General features: G+C 40.7%; 18 protein-coding genes. 16 read left to right on the forward strand and 2 right to left on the reverse strand.

Going from position 1 to position 23,658, the window contains the following annotated elements; all coding sequences use genetic code 11:
- The first annotated feature begins 469 nt into the window (after nt 1–469).
- The 13 genes from J4N23_RS16610 (at nt 470) to J4N23_RS16670 (ending at nt 18,686) form a co-directional block, all read left to right on the forward strand.
- Complete coding sequence (locus tag J4N23_RS16610; RefSeq protein ID WP_207428889.1) at nt 470–2,137, forward strand: phage tail protein; 1,668 nt, start codon at nt 470–472, stop codon at nt 2,135–2,137.
- Between the two features lie 108 nt (nt 2,138–2,245).
- Entirely contained in the window at nt 2,246–2,815 is a 570-nt protein-coding gene (locus tag J4N23_RS16615) for a hypothetical protein (RefSeq protein ID WP_207428891.1), read from the forward strand.
- 44 nt (nt 2,816–2,859) lie between these two features.
- The gene (locus J4N23_RS16620) at nt 2,860–6,606 is read left to right on the forward strand and encodes a hypothetical protein (RefSeq protein ID WP_207428892.1); all 3,747 of its coding nucleotides are present in this window, start codon (nt 2,860–2,862) and stop codon (nt 6,604–6,606) included.
- A 59-nt stretch (nt 6,607–6,665) separates the two neighbouring features.
- Nucleotides 6,666–10,256, forward strand: coding sequence for a PKD domain-containing protein (locus tag J4N23_RS16625; protein ID WP_207428894.1), 3,591 nt, complete (start codon nt 6,666–6,668; stop codon nt 10,254–10,256).
- A gap of 495 nt (nt 10,257–10,751) precedes the next feature.
- Nucleotides 10,752–11,087 carry a helix-turn-helix domain-containing protein gene (locus J4N23_RS16630; RefSeq protein WP_207428896.1) on the forward strand — a complete coding sequence of 112 codons (336 nt, stop codon included), beginning with the start codon at nt 10,752–10,754 and terminating at the stop codon, nt 11,085–11,087.
- A complete protein-coding gene (locus J4N23_RS16635) occupies nt 11,084–11,398 on the forward strand; it encodes a hypothetical protein (protein ID WP_207428897.1) in 315 nt (104 codons plus the stop codon). Before J4N23_RS16630 ends, J4N23_RS16635 begins: the two co-directional genes overlap by 4 nt.
- Nucleotides 11,399–11,577: 179 nt before the next feature.
- Nucleotides 11,578–11,988, forward strand: coding sequence for a plasmid mobilization relaxosome protein MobC (locus J4N23_RS16640; RefSeq protein WP_207428898.1), 411 nt, complete (start codon nt 11,578–11,580; stop codon nt 11,986–11,988).
- Nucleotides 11,955–13,217, forward strand: a complete 1,263-nt coding sequence (locus J4N23_RS16645) for a relaxase/mobilization nuclease domain-containing protein (RefSeq protein ID WP_207428899.1) — start codon at nt 11,955–11,957, stop codon at nt 13,215–13,217. The genes J4N23_RS16640 and J4N23_RS16645 overlap by 34 nt, the downstream gene beginning before the upstream one ends.
- Nucleotides 13,218–13,224: 7 nt before the next feature.
- On the forward strand, nt 13,225–15,228 hold the full coding sequence (mobC, locus tag J4N23_RS16650) for a conjugal transfer protein MobC (protein WP_207428900.1): 2,004 nt from the start codon (nt 13,225–13,227) through the stop codon (nt 15,226–15,228).
- Nucleotides 15,229–15,376: 148 nt separating this feature from the next.
- On the forward strand, nt 15,377–15,952 hold the full coding sequence (locus tag J4N23_RS16655) for an N-acetyltransferase (RefSeq protein ID WP_207428901.1): 576 nt from the start codon (nt 15,377–15,379) through the stop codon (nt 15,950–15,952).
- A gap of 24 nt (nt 15,953–15,976) precedes the next feature.
- Nucleotides 15,977–16,939: a response regulator transcription factor gene (locus tag J4N23_RS16660; protein WP_207428902.1), complete on the forward strand. Its 963-nt coding sequence runs from the start codon at nt 15,977–15,979 to the stop codon at nt 16,937–16,939.
- A 135-nt stretch (nt 16,940–17,074) separates the two neighbouring features.
- A complete protein-coding gene (locus J4N23_RS16665) occupies nt 17,075–17,908 on the forward strand; it encodes an RteC domain-containing protein (protein ID WP_207428903.1) in 834 nt (277 codons plus the stop codon).
- A 46-nt stretch (nt 17,909–17,954) separates the two neighbouring features.
- Entirely contained in the window at nt 17,955–18,686 is a 732-nt protein-coding gene (locus J4N23_RS16670; protein WP_207428904.1) for a hypothetical protein, read from the forward strand.
- A 40-nt stretch (nt 18,687–18,726) separates the two neighbouring features.
- On the opposite strand, the gene J4N23_RS16675 is transcribed toward J4N23_RS16670, so the two are convergent.
- Together J4N23_RS16675 and J4N23_RS16680 are read right to left on the reverse strand one after the other, a co-directional pair.
- Nucleotides 18,727–20,430 (reverse strand): UvrD-helicase domain-containing protein, encoded by a 1,704-nt coding sequence (locus J4N23_RS16675; protein ID WP_207428906.1) that lies wholly within the window; start codon nt 20,428–20,430, stop codon nt 18,727–18,729.
- Nucleotides 20,421–22,484, reverse strand: coding sequence for an ATP-dependent endonuclease (locus tag J4N23_RS16680; RefSeq protein WP_207428908.1), 2,064 nt, complete (start codon nt 22,482–22,484; stop codon nt 20,421–20,423). The genes J4N23_RS16675 and J4N23_RS16680 overlap by 10 nt, the downstream gene beginning before the upstream one ends.
- A gap of 231 nt (nt 22,485–22,715) precedes the next feature.
- On the opposite strand from J4N23_RS16680, the gene J4N23_RS16685 reads away from it, so the two are divergent.
- From J4N23_RS16685 to J4N23_RS16695, 3 genes are read left to right on the forward strand one after another with little or no spacing between them, the layout of a single operon-like run.
- Complete coding sequence (locus tag J4N23_RS16685) at nt 22,716–22,982, forward strand: hypothetical protein (protein WP_207428909.1); 267 nt, start codon at nt 22,716–22,718, stop codon at nt 22,980–22,982.
- Between the two features lie 10 nt (nt 22,983–22,992).
- On the forward strand, nt 22,993–23,328 hold the full coding sequence (locus J4N23_RS16690) for a DUF4134 domain-containing protein (protein ID WP_207428910.1): 336 nt from the start codon (nt 22,993–22,995) through the stop codon (nt 23,326–23,328).
- A 2-nt stretch (nt 23,329–23,330) separates the two neighbouring features.
- On the forward strand, nt 23,331–23,654 hold the full coding sequence (locus tag J4N23_RS16695; protein ID WP_207428911.1) for a DUF4133 domain-containing protein: 324 nt from the start codon (nt 23,331–23,333) through the stop codon (nt 23,652–23,654).
- Nucleotides 23,655–23,658: the final 4 nt, after the last annotated feature.

Here is a 23,658-nt window from a genome sequence, read left to right on the forward strand (position 1 = left end):
GAATTTTATCACATAAAGAAGCTATTAGGAGCAGAGCGTTGCACTTACAGCTTGCAAGAGCAGTTCGGGCAGTATTTTTTTAGGCGAATTGTTCAAAAAAGTTGGCATTTGCAAAAAAAAAAAACACAAGTAGAACAAGGCGCTGAGGGTTATCCGGAAGAGTGAAACTCGTGCTAACTGGAAACTTGCTTTCCAAATAGTCAAAATGAACTAGAACAACTTTAAGAAAGATACTTATCAAAATGGAAAAAAAGCAGAACGGGCAAGTGGTGGCCATAGATACGGTCGCAGTCACCTTAAGAACCGGTGCTGTTCAACATCTTCTGGCAAGTATGTTCAAGTGAGAAGTAGAAAGGAATTTGTAATCCCTAGAACAGATAACAGATAAATGCCGAAAGAAAAGGTAGAAAAGGGATTTATTAAAAGAAAATAAATTAAGAGGGAAACTGGAAAGACATTTATTACAATCATGAAACACATTGTTACTTTATCATTGCTGTTGATTCTGGAGCTAACTTCCATTGCGCAAACAGGAACAACAAGACACGTTGGGGAAATAAGAATGTTCGTAGGACTAAAGGAACAAATTCCTCATGGTTGGTTGATTTGTAATGGGCAAACTCTAAATATTACAGATTATCCTGAATTGTTTCAATCTATAGGTACAACATTTGGAGGCGATGGACAGATGACCTTCTCTCTTCCAGATCTTCGCGACAGAGTACCAGCGGGATCTGGAACAATGACGCCTGTCGGAAGCGGGGGTGGCCAAAATAATGTGACGCTACTCGAGTCTCAAATTCCATCTCATTCTCATAATCTCATGGTTTCTTTTGATCCCGCGGATCTGCCTGCGGGCACGGCTCAAAGAGTTCTGGCGTCCTCTCAGGGAGCCTATTTTTATATTGAGGATATGGCGAGTATTGCTTTGCATGAAAGCTCCATTTCTAAAACAGGCGGAGGCGAGTCTTTTGATAATAGAAGTGCGTTTTTGTCAGTACACTTTATAATATCAACTAAAGATGTGACAATAGATGAGAGCAATTTTGTACGCAGATTAGGTGACGAAGAGGTCTCAGGCCGAAAGACTTTCCTACAGCCGATCTCAAGTTCACCGCCAGTAAATGGTGAGCATTTGACTACCAGATCATGGGTAGAAAGCAGGCTTGGATCCCTTGCCTTCGTCCCCAAAGTCCTCTTTCAGCCTATAAATAATGGTTTGAATGGTGTATTATGGAATGAAATGGGCAATCTGGATGGGTATAATGGGAAAGTACCCAACTCTCCCTCTGGCTCCTGGAACGCCGCCTTTGTTTCCGTCGGAGGCGCAAATAGAGGATTTCAACTAGTTTCAGAATATAGTGATAACAAGTTTTACATTAGGAAGCATAATGATGCAGGCTGGAGTACTTATCGTCAATTTTTGTTTCGCGATGATATTGGTAGTGCAGGGTTCATGAGTACGCACAATGGTGGAAGTCTCTCTAATAAAATCCCTTTTATAGACGGCAATGGGACAACTGAGCTTGGGAAGAGCCTTGACTTTCACTCATCTAATAATAACGGTAATTATGATTTTGATTTCCGGATCTCTACTGACGAAACAGGAAACGCCAACTTTACCTCCCGTAGCGGAACTATTAATACAAATAATCTTCAATTAGGAAGTCATCATTTAGCATTCAAAGAGTCTACAGTACGGGATTGGTCTATAAAAGCAGCGAACGGTGATTTGAATTTTTCGAGTGGGGATCGAAATGGAAGAATAGTTTTCAACGCTAGTCAAATAGCGATCGGCAAACCTGCAGGCGGGGACTACCACCTGAGTGTGGAAGGTAACATTAAGGCAAAGTCGATAAAAATAGAGCCCACCGGTTGGGCTGACTACGTATTCGCGCCATCCTACAAATTGCCACCTCTGGCAGATGTAGAGAAGTTTATTCAAATAAACAAACACTTGCCAGGTGTGCCGTCAGAGGCGAAGGTGATAAAAGATGGTATTGATGTGGCAGACATGAGTGCCACCCTTTTGAAAAAAATAGAAGAACTGACCCTCTATATGATCGAAATGAAAAAAGAGAATGAGGACTTAAAGGGGCGTTTGAAAAAGCTGGAAGAAAAAGGACTCAACGATTGAAATAATTGAATTAATCTTAACTCTTTGATCGCTATTTCGTAAATAACAGCTTAATCGTTTTTAATACGCAACTATAACTGAATCACAAAATTTAAACCATATCAAAAAATGAAAAAAATAACAGTCCTAGTTTACTTAACATTTTTATTAACGGCAAACCTCGCTGCACAAACAGCTAAAGTTGATTCCGCTAACATTATTGAAGGGGTGTATGTACTTAGCGAGACCGAGCGGGCACGGGTAACGGAAATTAATATGACCTTTGCTAAAAAAACACAAGAGCTAAGTAAGGCAAGTGAGAATAAAGAGAAACGGATACTTGATGCGAAAAAGCTGAGGCAGGAGAAAGAAGTAGCTATTAAAAAGGCATTGGGAGCAGAGGTATATAGGCTTTATTCACAAAACCGCTTCAGCAAGGCAAAAAGTGACTCTCTGAATAACACCGCAAACGAAAAAGCCACTCTTTTTCAGCAAAAGTTGGGCGTCAGCAAAGAGCAGGCAACTGAACTGGCAAAGCTTAGAATCAATTTTGAAAGGCAGAAAAGGACTGCGGCAAATTCACCTTTCCCAAGTCAGGCAGAAGTGAAGAGCAGGATCGCACTACTAAAAAAGGCTCATCTAGATCAGGTTAAGAACTTTCTACCTGCAGAAAAAATAGAAACGTACCTGAGCCTTTAGATCTTTAAAGAGAAAAACGATAGTCTCCTTACCACAATTTTCCCATGCAGATTTCCAGGAACCGAAAATTACAAGTAACAGCAAGCCTCATTGCAATTGCTCTTTTTTTAGTTATAGCCAGCGGCTTTAAAGGTTATAGTACAGTTAATACAAGTGTAAAAGCGATCACCTTTTCTGAAATTAGAAAAAATAACGGTGTAAACCCGGGCGACACTGTGCTTAAAGGAAATAAGTTATTAATTACCGACACTGCAATAACAGTAGCAACACCAGCGAGTATCACCGCTTCTCTGATTGAAGATGAGTGGGGAGGGGGAGGGTTCTGGGGAGCTAATTTGGTGAATTACCGAGTTTATGCTTATAAAATAGTTAATGGCAAATATATCTTTTCCCCAGGCTATGCTACGCTCTCAAGTGATTTTTCTGTTCCGCCTGGCGCCAATAGCTGGGTGTCGGTATCTATCTCTCCTGTACCCGGAGCCGATGGGTATCGGGTCTACGCCCGCAGTCTAGTTGAAGGGGAAGGTGATATTTGGGTTATTTCAGATTACAAGCAATATGGTGATATCAGCACGACCACCTTTGTAGACTATGATTTTTTTAGTAACGGTGGCTATGGCTATGAAAATGAGATTTTTTTCATGGAGGTCGGAGATCCGAATCTATCAAGGACCGTCCTTTCCCCAAGTACAAATGTGATTCAGGGCGACCTTAAGCTGGACGGCCTGATTGCATCTGATATCCATACAAGCGCAACAAGTCTAAGCTTTTATTCGGACACTACCGCGCGAAAAATGGTAGGACGGATAGGGTTAGGCCCTCAAAATACTTTAGCTTTTGGGATGAATAACAGTATGTCCGGTTATAGAAATATTGCTATGGGCTATTCTGCTCTATCTGCCAATATCGCTGGCTCCAGTAATATAGCTATCGGCAATTCTGCTTTATTTTCCAATACCAGTGGCTTCGAAAATATTGCAACAGGTAATTCTGCTTTAGCTTCAAATACGACTGGCTGGAGCAATACAGGAATAGGGCCAAATGCTTTATTTGCCAATACCACCGGGGGGTACAATATCAGCCTTGGAACGTCAGCGGGGGGGAATATAAATACAGGAAGTAATAACATTGCTATAGGAACAGAGGTTCATGTGCCATCAGGCGCCGCGAACAACCAACTTTCAATAGGCAATCTAATTTTCGGAACCAACTTGGACGGTAGGAATTCGAACATCTCTACGGGTAACATCGGAATAGGCACCAAGACGCCTGCCTTTAAGCTGGATGTTGCGGGTACAGGTAGGTTTGCAGGCAATTTGACATTGTCTAATACCCCTTCTACCTCCACTGGTTCTTATGATATTTTAACTAGAAATACCTCAACAGGAGCTATTGAAAAAATTGCAGCAAGCAGTCTAGGAGGAAATGAAACCGGTGTTGTGCATACGACAGGGGACGAAGTCGTGTCAGGAACTAAAACTTTTACAACTCGCCCTAAAGTCGGAGACATTGACGTTGCATTAACTTCTGATATTCCTACCAGAATATTTCAGTATAATATAGCAACAGGGCTCAATGCCTTGAATAATAATACTACAGGTAGCTATAATATTGCAACAGGACAAAACGCTCTTAATGAAAATACCGAAGGTTCTAGTAATATGGCGTTTGGGGCAGACGTATTGTATTACAACACAACCGGTAATAGTAACGTTGCAATCGGTAACCAAGCTCTTTATAAGAATACGTCCGGAAGCGGTAATATAGCAAGTGGTCAAGCTGCGCTATATAGTAATACGACAGGTAGTTTTAATATCGGAACTGGTTTGCATGCCTTATTTTATAATACAACCGGTTTTGAAAATATAGCAACCGGCTTTTCTGCTTTAAACCATAATACAACAGGGAGTTATAATATAGCAATAGGGGGGAGTGCGTTAGTTAATAACACAACCGGTTTTAGCAACATCGCTATAGGTGCTAGCTCGCTCCGCCAAAGTAGTAGTACAAGCCACAATGTCAGCATCGGGCATCGCGCAATGCATGACAATATTAATGGAGGAAGCAACGTAGCACTAGGCTCATTCGCGCTTAGTAAAAGCATTTCAGGTAATGTAAATACAGCAACGGGCTTTCAATCCCTTCCTTCGAATACCACCGGGAGCGGGAACACAGCTTCAGGTGCTCATAGTTTATTTAATAATTCTGCAGGGGCGGGCAATAGCGCCTTGGGGATATATTCGATGTATAGCAATACTACAGGATCTAACAATACCGCACTTGGTGGTAGTGCCGGTAGAGATCTTCAATCTGGATATGATAACACCTTCATCGGTTTTAGTTCGGGAGGAGGCCTCAAGACAGGGAGCGGGAATACAATTCTAGGCGCAAAAATCAATGTCGATACCGACAGCCTAAGTAACACTGTGATAATTGGCGATGGAGAAGGTGTCCAGCGTTTCTACAGCCCGGCCAGCGGGAACGTGCTACTTGGCCATCCAAATAATCCAACCGATAACGGCTTTAAGCTTGACGTAAACGGCACTGGTAGGTTTGCGGGTAATTTAAGAACTGAAGGCGTTTTCGAATCAGGCACTTCTGGTAGTCTTAAAACCATTTCAGGTTCTGTTTCTGCAGATAGAACTTATACACTTCCTGATAAGGACGGTACTTTTGCTATGGTATCTGATATTGAAAATTCAGTTCCAACCAGCAATTCCATTACGAGTGCATTAGGTTATGTTCCTGCCAATGACATGGAAGCCATTCATAAAACAGGAGATGAAATAGTGTCAGGAATTAAGACTTTTACAACCCGTCCAAATGTAGGAGGAATTGACCTTGCTTTAACATCTGATATCCCTAGCGATTATGTTTCTAATGCTGTAAGTTTTCCACTGGTAAATGCTCATGCTGTTGGTGGGTACAGTATTCCTTCTCCTGACTTACGGTTCGTTCACAGCTATTCCGATGGGAATGCTGCTAAATATAAAATAGGATTCACAGACAATGGTTCTTTTTATTCAAACCTTGGGATGGTAGTTCCTAATTTAGAATTCACCTGCTCTTATGAAGGCTTCGGTATAACCGCTAATTCAAGAAGATTCAGCGTAAAATCTCCTTATATCACCTCAGGTCCTGTGTTGAGTACTGATATTACCAGTTATTCAGTTACTACCACTAATCTTGATCTCTATAAAAATTTGCAAGAGCGAAATATAAAGGGCTCTTTAAATGCCGGACTGCTTACAGGAAGCCGAACTTTTCGATTCCCTGATAAGAGTGGGGTGTTTGCTCTGGTAGAGGATATAACTAGCCTTGCCACAACTTTTCAACCAGCTTTAGGATACACAGCCGCTAATGATGCAAATGTAGTCCATCAGTCAGGAGCAGAGAGTATCTCAGGATCTAAAACGTTTACTAATAATTTAAAGATAGGCTCTGGCAGCCAGGATAATTTGAAACTTGAAGTGTTTGGCACGATTCAGACTAAAGCTATAAAGGTTTCACCCAACGGTTGGGCCGATTATGTCTTTGCTCCAAATTATAAACTACCTGCCCTAGCTGATGTAGAGAAATTCATCCAGGAAAATAAGCATCTACCAGATGTTCCGTCAGAAGCGGAGGTGAAAAAGGAGGGAATCGAATTGGGAGATATGAGCGCGGTGTTACTGAAGAAAATAGAAGAGCTTACACTCTATTTAATTGAGAAGGATAAGCAATTGCAGAAAGCCAATGAGAAGATTGATGAGCTGGCTAAAAAAGTAGAAGGTCTTTCTCAGGAAAAATAATGAAGATGCGATCATTTGAAGAGAAATAATTAGCTTCACTGCTGCTTAGATCTTACAAGTTGGATAAGGGGAGAAAAAAATACAAACAGTATAGCCTGATACGGGTGCTCCTGTTGTTTTTTTTCTCCCTTTTTTTTCTAAGCGCTTCGGGACAGAACATTTCAAACAAGGGTAAAGAGTTCTGGCTGGGATATGGGCTTCATTCCTCCGGTATTGCCGGAAGCAGCCGGAAACTTGCACTTTACATTACGTCTGATGTAAATAGCACCGGTTATGTAGAGATACCCTCACTCGGTTATCGCTCAGATTTCAGTGTGGCCGCTAACTCCATCAAAGTAATCGACGACATTCCGGATCAGGCTCACCTTGGAGATGAGGGGAAATTTAATACAGGAATTCATATTGTTTCCCAGCAACCAGTCGTCATTTACTCCCATATTTACGACAATCTGGTATCAGGAGCCAGTCTCATTCTCCCTGTTTCTGCACTTGGTAAAGATTATTACTCCATTAATTACAAGCAGATATCAAATACAGATAATGCTTTCTCTTATTTTTTTGTAGTAGCAACCGAAGATCAGACAGAAGTGGAGATTACTCCCTCAGCGCGGACAAAAAATGGTTGGCCGGCGGGCGAAAGTCGTATCGTGACACTGAACAAGGGTGAGATTTATCAGGTATTGGGAGAATCTCAGGGGAGCGAGGTGGTAGGGACTGCTGGTCAAACTTCGATCTATAATTATAAAGGGGCCGACCTGACCGGTTCAAGGATCAGATCAATAAGTACAGGTCTCCAGGCTTGCAAGCCTATCGCTGTTTTTTCCGGAAGTGGAAAGGTGGGGATTGGATGCAGTCCCACCGGCGTGGGAAGTTCGGACAATTTATACCAGCAGGTATATCCTACAAAAGCATGGGGCAAAAAGTTCTTTACGATACCTCTGAAAAGTAGAAGCTATGATGTGATCAGGGTATTTAAAAGTGAAGTAGGGGCTACCGTAAAAGTGAACGGTTCTATTGTTGCTGCTTCCAACTTTGTTAATGATTCATATTGTGACTTCCCGAGTTCGGGTGTAGCAGTGATAGAAGCTGACCGTCCCATTCAAGTGGTGCAATACGCTGTAGGGATGAATAAGTCAGAAAATTGCGGCTTTTATCCTGAAAATATCGGTGATCCCGAGATGATCTACCTAAATCCAGTGGAGCAGAATATCGATCAGATCACAGTCTATTCCTCCGATAGGTACCGGATCCAACAGAATTATATTAATGTTACTATCAGAAAGACTGCAGTAGCCAGTTTCAATCTCGACGGAATTAGCCGGGCTTCTGAGTTTCTGGATGTCCCCGGTGATCCTGAATATTCCTACGCCCAGCTGAGCGTAACAGCCGGTGTCCATACCTTATCAGCAGCAGACGGGTTTAATGCAATAGCTTATGGTTTTGGAACAGCAGAGTCCTACGGCTATTCCGCTGGTGCAAATGTAACGGGCCTCGAAATTACTGCTCGAAATAAAGCTACGGGAGAAAAGGTCAGCACTGGCTGCGTTGCTGAGCCCTTGCAATTTACACTGAGCCTGGTCTATCAGGCTAGTAGGATTAAGTGGAATTTTAAGAACGGCACTGTTCCCGCAGAGATTATCAACCCCGTCCCTGACTCGCATTATACTGCTAATGGCAAAACCTTTTATGTATACGAATTGCCGGAAGAAGTGGTATTCAACCTCGGGAAAGACTATGATGTCGAGGTGACGGTCGAAAAAAGTAGTGCTGATGGCTGCGGGGCAGCAGAGGTTATCCCGTTCGAATTTTCTGTCTACTCTCAGGCTACGGTCGACTTCGAAGGGGTTGATGTTTGCGAGGGAGGAGAAACGGTCTTCATTGACAAGAGTGATGGGATGGGGCATCAATTGACAAGTTGGCACTGGGATTTTGGAGATGGTCAAAGTTCATCAGAACAGAGTCCCAGGCATACCTATCTGACCCCGGGCACTTATTCAGTCACTTTGACTGTTACTACCGCATCTGGCTGTTCTCCTGTTAGCACAACTAAGCCGGTTAAAGTGTTGAAAAAACCGAAAGCTCACTTTAATAGTGTTGGGGCCTGCGTTAGTAGGAGTATTGTATTCGAGGATAGTTCAATAGGAGGCGACGGTAATATTTCCAAATGGACCTGGAAGATAGGAGATGGGACGACTAAGCAGGTTGCTTCAGGGGCGCCCGTCGTTCACACTTTTCAAAGTCCCGGTATCTATAAAGTGAAGCTGGCAGTAGAAACGGCCCTGGGTTGTAAAGACAGTATCGAGAAGGAGGTGCAGATCTACGATGTTCCCGTAGCAGATTTCCTGGAGCCAGAAGCTTGCGTCGCGGATGCTTTCGCTATGTTTTCTAATACCTCAAGCATTGCTAACAACGGAGCTTTAAGCTACCTGTGGAATTTTGGAGACCCTGATTCTAGTCCTGGCAATCCTAATACTTCAACGTTGAAGGACCCACAACACAAGTACGCATCTGCCGGAATATATAAAGTCAGGCTGATAGCTACGTCCTCAAATGGATGTCGTGATACAGTTGAAAAGGACGTTACCATCAATGGCGCAACCCCGAGAGCAGCAATGGAAGTGATGAATGCAGCAAGGCTCTGCAGTGGTGATGAAGTAAGTTTTATAAATAGATCCGAAGTCGACTTTGGTAAGATCACGAGGCTCGAATGGTATTTCGATTTCGCCAACCACCCCGCAGAAGTGCTTATAGATGAAGAGCCAGTGCTTGGGAAAGTTCAAAAACACTCTTATCCTCCATTTTTCAACTCCGGAAAGAAGGAGTATTTGGTAAAGTTGAGGGCTTTTTCAGGAACAGCATGCGTCAGTGAGATTGTTGAGAGGATTTCAACCTGGCCAATCACTGAAATTGACTTTTCTCTTCCTCTGGTCACATGTTTGAATGAGACGGCGATTCCATTGGAAGGGTATGAAAAATTCGGTCTCGACGGAACAGGCGTTTTTAAAGGTGTAGGGGTCAGAGCAACAGGAGAATCTAAAGCTGTTTTTGAGCCCGCCCGGGCGGGTGCAGGAATACATCCCATCACCTTTCACTATACCTTAGCTAGCGGCTGTGAGGTTATTCTTTCCAAGGATATTACGGTCGAAGATGGAATAGCGGTAGACGTTGGTCCTGACCGGGAGATGCTGGCATGGGGAGAAGTGCTATTAAGTAGTTCGGTGAGCGGTAATGCACTTTCATATAAGTGGTCGCCAGCAGAGGGGCTGAACCGCGATGATATTCCTAATCCTGTGGCTGCTCCTTCGTCAGATATAACTTATACTCTAACCATAATCTCAGATAAAGGATGCGTCGCCAAAGATGAGGTAAGGTTGAGCGTGTTGAATAGTCCCAGGATACCAAACGCGTTCACTCCCAATAGCGATGCAGTGAATGATGTTTGGGGGATAAAAAATTTAGAAAGTCTACCGAAGTGTACGGTGGAAGTGTTCAACAGATATGGAACAAAAGTCTACCAGTCCACCGGTTATTCAATCCCTTGGGATGGAAGGTATAAAGGAGAGGATCTTCCGGCGGGAACCTATTATTACGTTATCAATCCAGGCAATCAGAGGAAGAGTTTCACTGGGTATGTGTCTATAGTGAGGTGATAAGGAAGAGACGTCTCCTTGGACGGCCAAGTTCAAACCGTCTTCACAAGTGCGTGAATTCTTCCTTAAATTTAAAAGTAATTACGCATGTTATTTCGTCGCGATGTTCCATCGAAAACGAATTGAGAGGACTGGTTGAGGAATGCTCAATAGATCGGAATAAAATGTTGTATTCCCTTATCCCAGGATCGAACAGCTAACTCAATATTTTTCATATAGGTAACGGGAATCACTCCTCCCCATTCCTCTGTTAAGCCACCCTCCTTGTTAGTTTACAAACCTGTCACGAGAACATGGAATAAATCGGACTGACGAAGGAAGGAGAATTTATGCCGTGAAAGCTCTTGACGGGTGAAGGAAACGAGAGACCTTTGCTTATCAAAGGAATGGGATTATCTTAACCATTAACCCTTATAAAAAAACACACACCTCCTGTCATAGGTGTTAAATTCATTCTCACAGCTTCCTGAACTTCGGACTAAAATATTTACCCCTATGACAAGCATAAAAGAAATGAATTCCGATCAAAGAAAGCAGAGTTTTTATAAAGATCAGTTGCTTACAGTTCAGGACCTTATTGAATTCAAAGAGCAACTCATCTTAGACATTAAGAAACTATTGAAGGAAAATTCTGGTCAGCTGCCCCATAAATGGTTGAAGGCATTCGAAGTCAAAAAGCTATTAAGAGTTTCGGAAAGTAAGCTCCAGTATCTGAGAGACAAAGGCGTGATCCCCTTCAAAAAACTAGGTGGTGTTACCTATTACGACTACGACGAAATTCAAGAGATAATGAAGTCAGATAAGTTTCAGGATCAATTGAAATTAGCATGAAAAGGAAGGCAAGACGGATAGATCCGATGAAGCAAAAAAGGAGATCTAAAGCACCGGAAATCCCTATTCAAGTTACTGAATCTTTCGGATTTAACATTCCTCCCGAAACACTAGACGTCCTGATTTATTTTGAGCAGAAAGAAGCCGGGGAAGCTGCTCAGCACTTCGTCGATGAGCAAGAAAAGTCAGGCTGGAAGACGAAAACTGGGAAGCCTATCCGAAATTGGAAAGTACATGCAAGTGACTGGATTTTCAACTACAAACAAGAAAGAAAATTCAGCTTAAGAACTTCCAGGTTCTGCTCACTTTAAATATGAGGTACAACATGAGAATTAACAAAGATCCTGAAATGCGGAGGTAGACTGCCTCGCTTTGCTGCAGTCAGCAAGATGTACGTTTGTAATACAAACGAATCTTGCCTCCCTTCCGAAGTCAGTCCGGGTAAAAAAAGAAGCAATCCTCCGAAGTCGGATTTTTTATAAAAGAACCTATGAAAAGACAGGACGAAAATCGCTCAAAGATTTTTCTGTTGAGGTTAAAACCTGCAGAATTTCAACTAATTAATGATCGATTTAAAAAGACGAAATTTCGTAGTCTAAGCGAGTATACAAGGAGCGTGCTACTGGAAAAGCCGATTACAATTTTATATAGAGATAAGTCCTCCGATGATATTCTAGAAGAGCTCATCTTACTTCGTAAAGAGCTCAATTTCTTTGGAAATAATTTCAATCAAACCGTCAGGAAATTGAACAGTGTGAGTGGGATGCCGGAAGCAAAACATTGGCAGTCAGTGCTTGAAGTTTTGCGCGATCAACTGGAACCTTCAATCCGGCAAATCAAGGATCGGATCAATAACTATTCTGATTTATGGTCGCAAAAATTATTAGCGGAAAAAGTCTGATCGGCGCCTTAAACTACAATGAAAAAAAGGTGCAACAGGGCAAAGCTGATTTGATCCATCAAAACGGATATGCAAAAGACATAATACATCTCAATTTCAACGACAAGCTACTTAGGTTAAAGGACTTGTCTTTAAGAAACGAACGTGTAAAAACGAACACGCTGCATATCTCTTTAAACTTTGCTACTGGGGAAAATCTTTCAACAGACTTAATTAAGGAAGTTGCTGACGAATACATGGAAAGAATAGGTTTCGGAAGCCAACCTTACCTCGTGTATAGCCATAGCGATGCAGGCCATCCCCATGTTCATATTGTTAGCACCAATATTAAATCGTCCGGAGAAAGGATCAGCTTGCACAATCTTGGAAAGACAAAATCAGAGCTTGCGAGAAAGGCGCTGGAGGCGAAATTTGGGTTGACGCCAGCCAACTCAAGACAGAAAGAACAGGATCTCAATATCCTTTCTCTTTCTAAAATAGAATATGGAAAAACAGATACAAAACGAGCTCTCGCTAATACTGTAAATGCTGTTATAAAAATATACCGTTTTACCAGTCTTCCTGAGCTAAATGTCGTATTGCAGAACTTCAATGTCTTAGCAGACCGGGGCTCAAAAGACTCAAGGATGTATACAAAGAATTGGCTGATCTACTGGGCCATGGATGGTAAGGGAAATAAGGTTGGAGTGCCGATAAAAGCCAGCAGTCTTCCCGGTCGGCCGACTCTAAAATTTCTGGAGGAGAAGTTTAAACAGAACGAACAACTCAGGAAACCGTTCGTGCAAAATGTACGTGCATTGCTTGACGGTGTACTGAAGACAAAAGCGAGTCCGGCCGGATTTGCTCAGGCGTTGCATTCAAAAGGAATTCAGGTGGTATTTCGACGAAATGAAAGCAACTATATCTACGGTATCACTTACATTGATCACAATAACAAAGTAGTGTTTAATGGCAGCGATATCGGTAAGGATTACAGTGCAACTGCTTTGAATAAATATTTTGGAGATGCATCACATAAACTGTCATTGGTCGACAGGTCGCTCTTGGAAAAAACGTCACCAGCTTCTCAATCCAATAATCCTCTGTTTGCTGATCAAAGTATTACGAATCACGAGTTGGGTACATCTTTACTTGATGACCTGTTGAAGCCGGATTATTCTGAAGGCGGTGGTATCAGCAATCTATTCAGACATAGAAGAAAGAAGAAAAGAAAAGGACTATCAAAATAATAAACCTATGGGAACCGGTGAAAATGAACAAGGATTGCGAAAGATCATTGATTTTACAAGAATGCTTTCGATAGCGATACTAGTAATTCACTTCTATTTGAGCTGCTATGCAGTTTTCAACGCACATGGCTTTTCCTGGGAAATTACAGACCGGATTCTAATTGCGCTGTCAAGAATGAAAGTTTTCGATTCTATTCTTTCTGCAAAAATCGCAAGTCTAGTGCTTCTAATGATTTCGTTACTTGGTGCCAGGGGGAGAAAAGATGAAAAGACGAACATTCAATACTTGGTTGTCTCTTTGGCAACGGGTCTTCTCCTTTTTTCGATAAGTACTTTGGTTTTCAGCTTCGAAATCGCCGCACACGTCAAGGCGATCGCTTATATATCCAGCACTTCGACTGGCTATATTCTTATCCTGACCAGCGGCACTCGCTTAACTCGATTGCTGAAATTGAATTTAGTTAGCGATGTATTTAACAAAGAGAATGAAACTTTTCCACAGGAAGAAAGAAAACTGGAAAACGAGTATTCTATAAATCTTCCTTCGACTTATTACTATAAGGGCAAGATCAGGGGTAGCTGGATCAATATTATTAATCCTTTTAGAGGTTCTTTGGTTCTGGGTACACCCGGAGCTGGTAAGTCATATTTTGTTATTCGGCATATTATTGCCCAGCATCTTCAAAAGGGGTTCAGCATGTTCATCTATGATTTCAAGTACGACGATTTAACAAGGATAGCCTACAACACATTGCTGAAAAGCAGTTCCGGAAATGATAAGCGCAAGTTTTTCGTGATCAATTTTGACGACCTGAACAAAACGCATCGCTGCAATCCTCTGGAGCCTGCTAGTATGATCGATATAACAGACGCAACAGAAGCTTCGCGTACCATTATGCTTGGCCTGAACCGAGAATGGATCAAGAAGCAGGGAGATTTCTTCGTGGAATCTCCCATCAATTTTGTGACAGCCATTATCTGGTACTTGAGAAAGTACAAGGATGGCGTATTCTGCACACTACCACATGTTATTGAGCTTATGCAGGTGGAGTATAAATATCTATTTGCAGTACTTAGCCAGGAGCCCGAAATTGAAGTGCTGATCAATCCTTTTATATCTGCATGGAGGAATGAAGCCTACGATCAACTCGAAGGCCAAGTTGCCAGTGCTAAAATAAGTATGGCGCGATTGTCATCTCCTTCCTTGTATTATGTTTTATCGGGAAATGATTTCACGCTGGATCTCAATAATCCGGATTTTCCAAAAGTCATTTGTATGGGTAATAATCCTCAAAAGCAGCAGGTGTATGGAGCGGTATTAAGTTTATACATCTCCCGAATGATTAAGCTGGTGAATCAGAAGAACAAACAAAAATGTAGTCTTATATTCGATGAGTTTCCAACTATCTATTTCAATAATATTGATAGTCTTATCGCCACCGCCCGCTCTAATAAAGTTGCCACAACTTTAGCTGTTCAGGATTATAGTCAATTAAAAAAGGATTATGGCAAGGAACAGGCAGAGGTTATATTAAACATAGTGGGAAATGTAATTGCTGGCCAAGTTACGGGAGATACAGCAAAACAGTTATCCGAAAGGTTCGGCAAAATTCAACAGGAGCGACAATCGATATCAATAAATAGTTCCGATACCTCTGTCAGCCGTTCCACTCAACTTGATTTTGCGATACCTGCGTCAAAAATATCTACATTATCTTCTGGCGAGTTCGTTGGTATGGTAGCAGACGATCCTCAGAATAAAATTGACCTGAAGGTTTTCCATAACGAGATAGTAAACGATCACGAGGCTATACAACTAGAAGAGGATCATTACAAAGATATCCCGAAATTGAGAGCAATTGACAAGGAAAGTGTCCTGGTGAATTATCTTCAGATAAAGCAGGATGTACAAGAAATTATAGCTGGAGAATTTCCAGGTAAAGATGAACAACCTATAAAAAGCGACATTTCAACAGCAACATCAGGAATAATGAGGGGATTGCAAATTTAAAACTCTCTTTTAAGAAGATACTATTTGTCGCCATGACAACCAATGTTTCAACATACAAATTCACTTCTCCTTTGTTTTTTCGTTTTGTAAACATTTTTCCCACTTCCCCCGTTAATATTTCACCTAACCAAACCAAAGCCTAGATAATATGATTAAAGCATCCTCGCACGACAAAGGCTTAGTGATTGATATCCTCACCAAGTCTTTTGACACTAATCAAAGTGTGAATTACATTGTAAAGCAAGATAAGCACCGAGAAAAACGGGTAGAGGCCTTAATGGACTACTCTTTTGAAGTTTGTTATTCGTTCGGCGAAGTCTTCCTGTCTGAAAATAAAAAAGCCTGTGCATTGATCCTTTACCCGGATAAGAAGAAAACGAACCTTAAATCCATACTTCTGGACATCAAACTTATTCTTCACTCTGTAGGAATAAGCAATGTTCAGAAAGCACTTTCCAGAGAATCAAAGATTAAAAAACTACAGCCAAAAGAGCCGATGTACTATATCTGGTTCATTGGAGTAGATCCTGAATATCAGAATTCGGGCATAGGGTCGAGTTTGCTACAAGAAGTAATTGCCGATAGTTCACAGAAAAAGCGACCGTTATACCTAGAAACCTCCACTCTCAAAAACATCCCCTGGTATAAGAAATTCGGATTTGATATCTATAACGAACTTGACCTTTCCTATAAGCTTTTCTTCCTGAAAAAGGACGTAGCCTAATAAGCGATTACAAAATCTACTCCTATGAATGTGTTTGGAACCGAAATGCATGTAGTGACATTTGTATTCGTCCTACTGGAAATAATCATGTTTTTTTATCAACTTCTGTATTACCTGTTCAGACCACAGGATAAAAGCAGAATGTGGTATCTCGTGCTGTTGAGCTTATTGATCATTTACAATATCACCGGAGGCCTTTTTCCTGATCCCAAATTAGACATCCCAATTAAGGTTCAGAACATAGCAGCTTACGGTAGCGGATTTCTAATGGCGTCATACTTCCCATATTACTTTTATAGAGCATTTGAATTGAAGAGACTTCGCTTTCATGCACTTTATGGTGTACCGCTATTTCTTATTTTGCCCTACATCTTGTTCTTTGTTATTGGGTATTCAATAGATGGTGATTTGAATCTTGCGATAAGATATGGGGTTGCTGTTCCGTTTATATACTCCATTGTATTACTTTATGCAATATCTAGGGCTGTTTGGCTAAAGTATAAGGAGAGGACTAATCAAAACAACTTTATTGAAGTACTGGCCGTCTATTGTGCTATTATCCCCTGGGCATCCCTCGCTTTATTGTCTTATTTGCATGCCAGCCAACTTGTGGAAGTAGTTTGTACGAACGGTGGTTTTATTGTCATTACCGTTCTCTTTATTTCACGATATATTGCGAAAGCTCGTGTCGAGTATGAACAGCTTAAGGAATTCAACAATCTCGCAAATCAGCCTTCAATTTTTGAACAAAACTGTAAATATTTCCAATTGACCTCCCGTGAAGCAGAAATTGTGGGTTTAATAAGACAGGGGTGCAAGTATAAAGATATCGCTGACAAACTGTTTCGGTCAGAGAAGACAGTAACTAAACACGTTCAGAATGTTTTCGAGAAAGTCGGCGTAAACAATAGAACCGAGTTACTTCACAAACTCGAACAAAAACCTATCTCTGGCTCTAATTCTGTTTCTGAAGCGTCTGAAGCATAAAATACTACTTTTTGCGTAGTACGAATACTAGGAAAAACGTATTTACAAGCGGCACACTTTCAGCCATTTTTGTGGTAGAATTGACGCTCTCACCTTTCTAAAGTGTGAAATCGCTATACATTTATCTACCACACTATGAAAACATTTACCGAACGCTTGTACCATGCAATGGAAATCGAACTTTATGAATTATCAATACAAACAACCTCTGAATCAGAAAGACTCAAGGGAGCTATTAAGGTTTGCCGAAAGGCGCTGATTATCCTAAAGAAGTTTATCTCTTCCTATTTCTTTGAAAATATGGATGACGAAGTACTTTTCTTCAAACAGATTAAACCTCTATTTTACAGCCAATACATTTATTATGTAAGCCTCTATAATTTCTTAATCAAAAAACCTGCTGGAGGCGAGGACATGCTTAAAGAATATATTGTATCTGAACTGGCAGATTTAAAACGTTTCTTCGATCACAACCAAGTCTTTTACCAGTACTATCGCACTCAAGCAACCTATATGGATAGCATCTACTTTACAAGGGGAACGGGTGATATTTATTCTGAACTGGAAGACTTTCAGGGAGATGAGATGTTTTCTACTACCCACGATTATAAACTATCTAAAATCATAGCCAATGAAAAATTTCAGGAATACTTGGGTAAGCTCTTGAAGCCTGCTGGAATTGAATCACACCGGCTATCAGAAATTCCGGTAGTATGGACGAGCAATCAAACGGATTTGGTTGAACTGATCTACGCGCTTGTAGAATCTGGTGCTTTCAATAACGGCAACATTGAGATTAAGTACCTTATGAACTACTTCCAGAGTATGTTCCAAGTCGACTTAAACCATTATTATAGAAAGTATACGGATATTACTAATAGGAAAAAGGAACGTACGGTGTTTCTGGATCGACTTAAAGCAGGGTTAATCAGAAAGATGGAGGAAAAGTATGAATTAAAGACAAATTGAGCCAATATCAAACTGATATTTAGGACCAATTACTGATATTTGTTGAATGACGGAAGGAAACTGCGTACTATGTGGGAAGTGGGGACCGCTTACCTTTGAACATATTCCCCCACAGTGCGCATCAAATAATAAAGTCATATACGTTCAGAAACACGAGCATCTTTTCGAGGAAAACAGCAAGCTGTTCGGGAAAAAAATGCGAAGTCAGCGGGGCTTTGGTAAACAAACGCTATGTGCATCGTGCAACAACGATACTGGAAGCTGGTATGTCAAAGATTTTTGTGAGTTTAGTAAGCAGGGTCTCGAAGTTTTTACGGCTAATACTATTAAGGAATATGTACGAGGAGAGTATATTATTAAGCCTCAAAACGTTCTTAAGCAAATTCTAATGATGTTTGTGGCAGCGGATAGCGATGGTGCTGTAGGACAAATTGAAGGTGTTAGAGAATATCTGCTGAACAAAGACAACTGCAATTTTCCGCCAGATATAAAAATCTACCTGTATTCAAATTCTTCTAGCCACAAACGACTTCTCGGTTATATGACAGTCTGGGACAAGGAAGGTGATCAACTAGTAAAGAAACAATGGTCAGAAATCAATTTCAAACCATTTGGGTATTTCCTTACCCACAATAGTCCACCACCTAATCCCTTTTTGGTAGATATAACTGATTTCGGTTCTACTCCATTCGACAAAAAAATGATAGTAACTCTTACAACAGCTCATCTTGTAGTCCAGAATCCCATGATCGGATATTACAAGAACGTTGAGTCGTAAGATCTTCCATTCAAAAATCATCGCCCCATTTACGGTTAGATTAAGGAAGAATCTGAACATTAAATCCAATTGCTTCCAAAGCGGTTTTATTTGTTCTAGACAAAGCGGGCGTCGAAATATATAGATGTTCCTTGGCTCTACTAATTGCAACATATTGAACTCGGTGCTCCTCCTTAGCAGTTAAGTCTGTATTTAGGAGAAAAGAGAGTGCTGTGTTTTCATTATAGGCTTTCCCTCGCGTCGCTTCCAGTATGACTAATACACATTCGAACTCATCTCCCTTAGCTTTATGGATAGTCCTGCAATTTCCTGACTCACACAAATTTTTCACCGCTATAGCGACATGGGTATAAGGCGTGGAATTATAAAAAGTTTGTGCTCCACCCGCCCGTAAATTTGAGAATGATTTTATGTTAGTTCTTATAAAGTCTACCATATTAATCAAATTACCTGTTGAGTAGCTGCTGTAATTAGCAAGGAGTTTTTTTAAAGCGATTAAAGTTTGTTTCTTATCGTCAACAGTTTTATTCCGATTAAATAATTTTCCTAGAGTCTTTAAGGCATCTTTAAAGAAACCAAGTCTCGCATATTCGACCGCTTTTATCGAATCAGATACAGCGCGCCTCCTTTCGGATGTTGTATCCTTTGCTTTAAGTTCTTGAAGAAGATTAGAGTGAGTATTAATTCCTAGCCCCTTTTCTAGCGCATTTGCTGTTGAGTTTTCCCGGCAGAGTGAGAATATCTCATTTGTCGGATGCTTATTTGCAACCCAAGACAAAGCTGCTAATTTATCACCAACAATTATGGTAGGATTACTGCCAGAAACATTCCGAAGTGATTTTTGAGTAAGATCTGGACGAACCTTGTTTAATAAATCAACGATCTCATTTGTACTACGCCAATTGCCTTGAATTTCATATTCACATATATTAGGTAAAGAAAAAGTTCTTAATTGTCCCGGAATTGCTCCCAAAAATGAGTAGATAGACTGCATTTCGTCCCCAACAACACCTACAATAGTTTCCATAGCTCCTATAGATTTAAGAAGAGCAATTTGAATGGGACTTGTATCTTGAAACTCATCAATTAGAAAATACGGAAACTTAGCCCTTAATACCGTAAGGATAAATGGACGTTTCTTAATTAATTCGTAACTAAAAAATAGCACATCGTCATGATGGAGAAGCCCCTTTGACCACAGTATCTTTTTATACTCCAAATATCCATCATTACTAAAATACTGAACTGGGCGAGGTGGACGAACAATCAATTCGTCTGTATTAGCAGGATTAAACTTCCATTGTAAGCTGTCCCAGGTTGCGACAATAAGATCATTGTCTCTTAATCGTCTTTGTCCCGTTCTAGCTTTCCAATCTTCAATAGTTTGATAACCGCTAAGGACAATATCATCATGTCCACTAATATTTTTTGCATCTAATTCATAATCCTCTGCAATCAAATGAACGTACGGTTTTACAATGTGTTCATATAGGAAACTATGAATAGTGCTAATCTCCAGCCGTCCCGCGTGATCACCTACTCTCTTTAATATGGTTTCGGTAGCGACATTTGTATAAGTGATACATGCAATTTTTCCCTGGATTTTTAATCTCCTACTATTGTTTAGAATATTCTTTATGTGATTAACAAGAAAAGTGGTTTTTCCTGCTCCAGGACCCGCCAGTACTTTAAAGTGCTGTTCGATATCAACTACTATATCGTCCGAGTTAATAATTATTGGCATGCCCAGGAGATTGCGTCGTTTAAGTATGATGGCACTGCAAAAGGTTCTGGTGTTGTTGCTGTCAGATTCTCTTCCAATTTAGCGGCAATTTCTAATGCATTTCCTCCCTTTGATACACTATTTAAATATCTGGCGGCTAATAACGCTTTCATCTTAGTCGTATCATCCCAGCTTCCGCCATTGCATGCTAGCAAAGAATCTGTTATTCGAGTATTTTCATCACTTTTGTGCATCGTGTTAGCAGCAATAACAGCATTTACCGTATCCCCCTTTTCGTAATGCTTCTTGAGTTCCTTTAATTCTGCTTGATTTGATACACTGTCTGTAATTAATAGCTCACTACCTGGGTTTTTTAACATTAATTCGTACTCTAAAGTCTTGCCGAGATTCGGATCTTGAGAGAAAAAACGAATGTTCGGGTGACTCGCATATTGGGTAACTTGTGCATTACCGGCAGTTAAGTACTCGTATGTTGCAGAATCTTGATGCAACTCAAAGGGATAACATTTTTTGTGTTTATTATCTGCTCCTATTCTTTTCCGGGTAGGGTCTTGATCGGTAATACAAGCAACTCTTTTGTGAATTGTATGAGGAGTATTTGAATCAAAAAGTTTCAGGAAATGATCAAAATACCGACCACCTATATTTATCACGACTGTATGAGTATCTTCTATATTTTTACCAGCATACCGACCTAAAGTCGGAATGATAAGTTGTTCTGCAATACCTTCAACCATTATGATATTTTTTGCAAACAGCATATCTGACCTTGTGGCATCCAAAAATCGCTGTACATATGCCTTAGAATTTTTCCCTGCGGCATCATTCGAAAATACCTTTCCCGGATAACCTATGTTTACCGTTCCGCTATTATTGCCGCTTAAGCATATAATCTGATCTAGGGAAACTGCTGCTGTTATATTCGTAGAGTGACTAGTTATAAAAATTTGTCTTGCATTCTGTGTTTCATGCGAATGGAGAAATTTTAGAAGCTTGTACTGAAGTGAAGGATGTAGATGTGCCTCTGGTTCTTCAATTACCAATACAGGGAATACTTTCGCATTACTACCCAAATACTCCCCATTCGTATCGACTTGCATTTTTGCAAGAAGCAGCGACATGTAGATTAAGTTGTTATATCCCAGCCCATTATGGGTAGCCGGTATTTCGATACCTGTTGTATGAGTTATAATTAATTTCAGAGCAGAGTACATCTCGATTTCTGAAATTTGGCCATCAAATCCCGGTTTCGCACCATCAAATGCCGCGCCTGTTTCATCTGCATATTTCATGATATGATCGCGGCCTTCTTTCATTCGATTTTGTAATTGAGTAATTAAAGCCAAAGCATCCGCAGAGAAGGTCTGCTTATGAAGCAAAATTTCGCTATGCTTAGTCGCTTTATCTTTCGTAGTGTCGTTTTTTATCTGGAAATCCATGAAGAAGTCAATGACTTCCCTGAGTAAGGAAGAACGACCGGTCAACATATCTCGTTCTACATCTCGAATTGCATGGAGAAACTGGTAATCGAATTTTTGTAAATTTTCAGAATCTGCTAGGCTTTGAAGAGCAGGATTCCCTCCATAAATCTTATAAACATACTTTCTAAGAAAATCATGTTTAATCTTCAACCAGGCATGTTTTAGGTCAGTCTCCCCTGCAAGTGCCGTTAAATAAGTGTAATGTTCTGCTTCTGGCAAAAAGAAGACATAGGTTAGTTTAGCTTGATATGGCGAGTCAAGCTTTGTTAACCAGGGAGAAACAGTTACGAGATCATCACCCGTTAAATCTTCCCCGCTACTTTCCATTATAGATAGAGTCACTGTCACTTTAGGAGGTTGAACTCTAAGATCAGCAAGTGGAATATTTTTATTAAAGTCGTCTATCTCTAATTTCCTCGAGGACTTATTATCAAGAACAAGGGATAATGCTTTTAAAAGATTAGTTTTCCCTGCGTTATTGTGTCCAATTATTACGTTTACCCGCTCATTAAAGTCAACTTGGTTATCCTTAAAATTTCGGAAACCTTCAATACGAATACTATTTATGTACATGAATCTATTATGATAATCCAATAGGATAGCTAAAGATAATATTTTTAACAGCCCTAATCTTGATTCCCTCTCAAATCGGCTTTATCGAAAATTTTTCAACTGACAATATCGACCGAACAATTCCAACAAAAAATTACACACCTCCTGTCTTAGGTGTGAAATCGACACTCAATCCCTCCCCAAATTTGCTTTCACTTACTGCAATGGAGCAGCAAGATAAAATTGAAAGCAATGCTCGCATCTATCTCCTGGCAAGAATACTTAATTGCCATCGTCACAATTGCTACAGCCTACTACGCGGTTGTAATAGCCGCGTACTTCAGGACTGAAGCATTTGCCCTCTTAAAAAATTCCCGACACCGTGGAACACCTTCGCGACCACCCGTTCAGAACGATATAATGGGTAAGGCCAAAGAAGATGTTCTGGCGAAATCCCTTTCTGCGGATGACATCCAATTTAGCTTAGAGACGGAAACAGATTATTCACAAGACCAATAACAGTATACTTATGAAAAACACTATCAAAGCTTTGAGAACTTACGGTAAGCATTCAAAGAAAGCCTTCATCACAGCAGCCACACTATTAATCTCTGTTGCAATCTATGCGCAGGACGGTAACGCTGGCATAACCGAAGCTACCGGAAAAATACGAGGCTACTTCGACACCGGTACGGATCTCATGTACGCAATCGGGGCAGTTGTTGGTTTGGTTGGCGCAATAAAGGTCTACCAGAAATGGAACAGTGGCGATCATGATACAGGTAAAGTAGCCTCTGCCTGGTTTGGCAGCTGCGTATTTCTGGTAATTGTAGCAACAGTACTTCAATCATTTTTCGGGATATAGTTATGGCCAGCATCTATCACATCAACAAGGGCGTAAATAAACCTATTGAGTTCAAAGGCTTGAAAGCGCAGTACATCACCTATCTGGCATTCGGACTGGTTATCCTCCTTCTACTTTTTTCAGCGATGTACATTCTAGGGATTAACCTCTTTATCTGCATCGTAACGATAGCCATTTCGGGAACAGCTTTGTTTATGACCGTTTTTCGTCTCAGCCATAAGTACGGGCAATATGGCCTTTTGAAGAAAGCTGCAAGGCGATACGTCCCAACAGCTATAAAGGCAAGATCAAGAAAGGTTTTCAAATTCCTGTACGGGAAAGATTAGGAGG

The organism is Pedobacter sp. SYSU D00535 (assembly GCF_017355855.1).
Taxonomy (GTDB): domain Bacteria; phylum Bacteroidota; class Bacteroidia; order Sphingobacteriales; family Sphingobacteriaceae; genus Desertivirga.

What these genes read in the sequence shown, in the direction of transcription:
- J4N23_RS16610 (WP_207428889.1), top strand. Translation starts at nt 470, where the DNA reads ATGAAACACATTGTTACTTTATCATTGCTGTTGATTCTGGAGCTAACT.
- J4N23_RS16615 (WP_207428891.1), top strand. Translation starts at nt 2,246, where the DNA reads ATGAAAAAAATAACAGTCCTAGTTTACTTAACATTTTTATTAACGGCA.
- J4N23_RS16620 (WP_207428892.1), top strand. Translation starts at nt 2,860, where the DNA reads ATGCAGATTTCCAGGAACCGAAAATTACAAGTAACAGCAAGCCTCATT.
- J4N23_RS16630 (WP_207428896.1), top strand. Translation starts at nt 10,752, where the DNA reads ATGACAAGCATAAAAGAAATGAATTCCGATCAAAGAAAGCAGAGTTTT.
- J4N23_RS16635 (WP_207428897.1), top strand. Translation starts at nt 11,084, where the DNA reads ATGAAAAGGAAGGCAAGACGGATAGATCCGATGAAGCAAAAAAGGAGA.
- J4N23_RS16640 (WP_207428898.1), top strand. Translation starts at nt 11,578, where the DNA reads ATGAAAAGACAGGACGAAAATCGCTCAAAGATTTTTCTGTTGAGGTTA.
- J4N23_RS16645 (WP_207428899.1), top strand. Translation starts at nt 11,955, where the DNA reads ATGGTCGCAAAAATTATTAGCGGAAAAAGTCTGATCGGCGCCTTAAAC.
- mobC (WP_207428900.1), top strand. Translation starts at nt 13,225, where the DNA reads ATGGGAACCGGTGAAAATGAACAAGGATTGCGAAAGATCATTGATTTT.
- J4N23_RS16655 (WP_207428901.1), top strand. Translation starts at nt 15,377, where the DNA reads ATGATTAAAGCATCCTCGCACGACAAAGGCTTAGTGATTGATATCCTC.
- J4N23_RS16660 (WP_207428902.1), top strand. Translation starts at nt 15,977, where the DNA reads ATGAATGTGTTTGGAACCGAAATGCATGTAGTGACATTTGTATTCGTC.
- J4N23_RS16665 (WP_207428903.1), top strand. Translation starts at nt 17,075, where the DNA reads ATGAAAACATTTACCGAACGCTTGTACCATGCAATGGAAATCGAACTT.
- J4N23_RS16670 (WP_207428904.1), top strand. Translation starts at nt 17,955, where the DNA reads ATGACGGAAGGAAACTGCGTACTATGTGGGAAGTGGGGACCGCTTACC.
- J4N23_RS16675 (WP_207428906.1), bottom strand. Translation starts at nt 20,430, where the DNA reads ATGCCAATAATTATTAACTCGGACGATATAGTAGTTGATATCGAACAG.
- J4N23_RS16680 (WP_207428908.1), bottom strand. Translation starts at nt 22,484, where the DNA reads ATGTACATAAATAGTATTCGTATTGAAGGTTTCCGAAATTTTAAGGAT.
- J4N23_RS16685 (WP_207428909.1), top strand. Translation starts at nt 22,716, where the DNA reads ATGCTCGCATCTATCTCCTGGCAAGAATACTTAATTGCCATCGTCACA.
- J4N23_RS16690 (WP_207428910.1), top strand. Translation starts at nt 22,993, where the DNA reads ATGAAAAACACTATCAAAGCTTTGAGAACTTACGGTAAGCATTCAAAG.
- J4N23_RS16695 (WP_207428911.1), top strand. Translation starts at nt 23,331, where the DNA reads ATGGCCAGCATCTATCACATCAACAAGGGCGTAAATAAACCTATTGAG.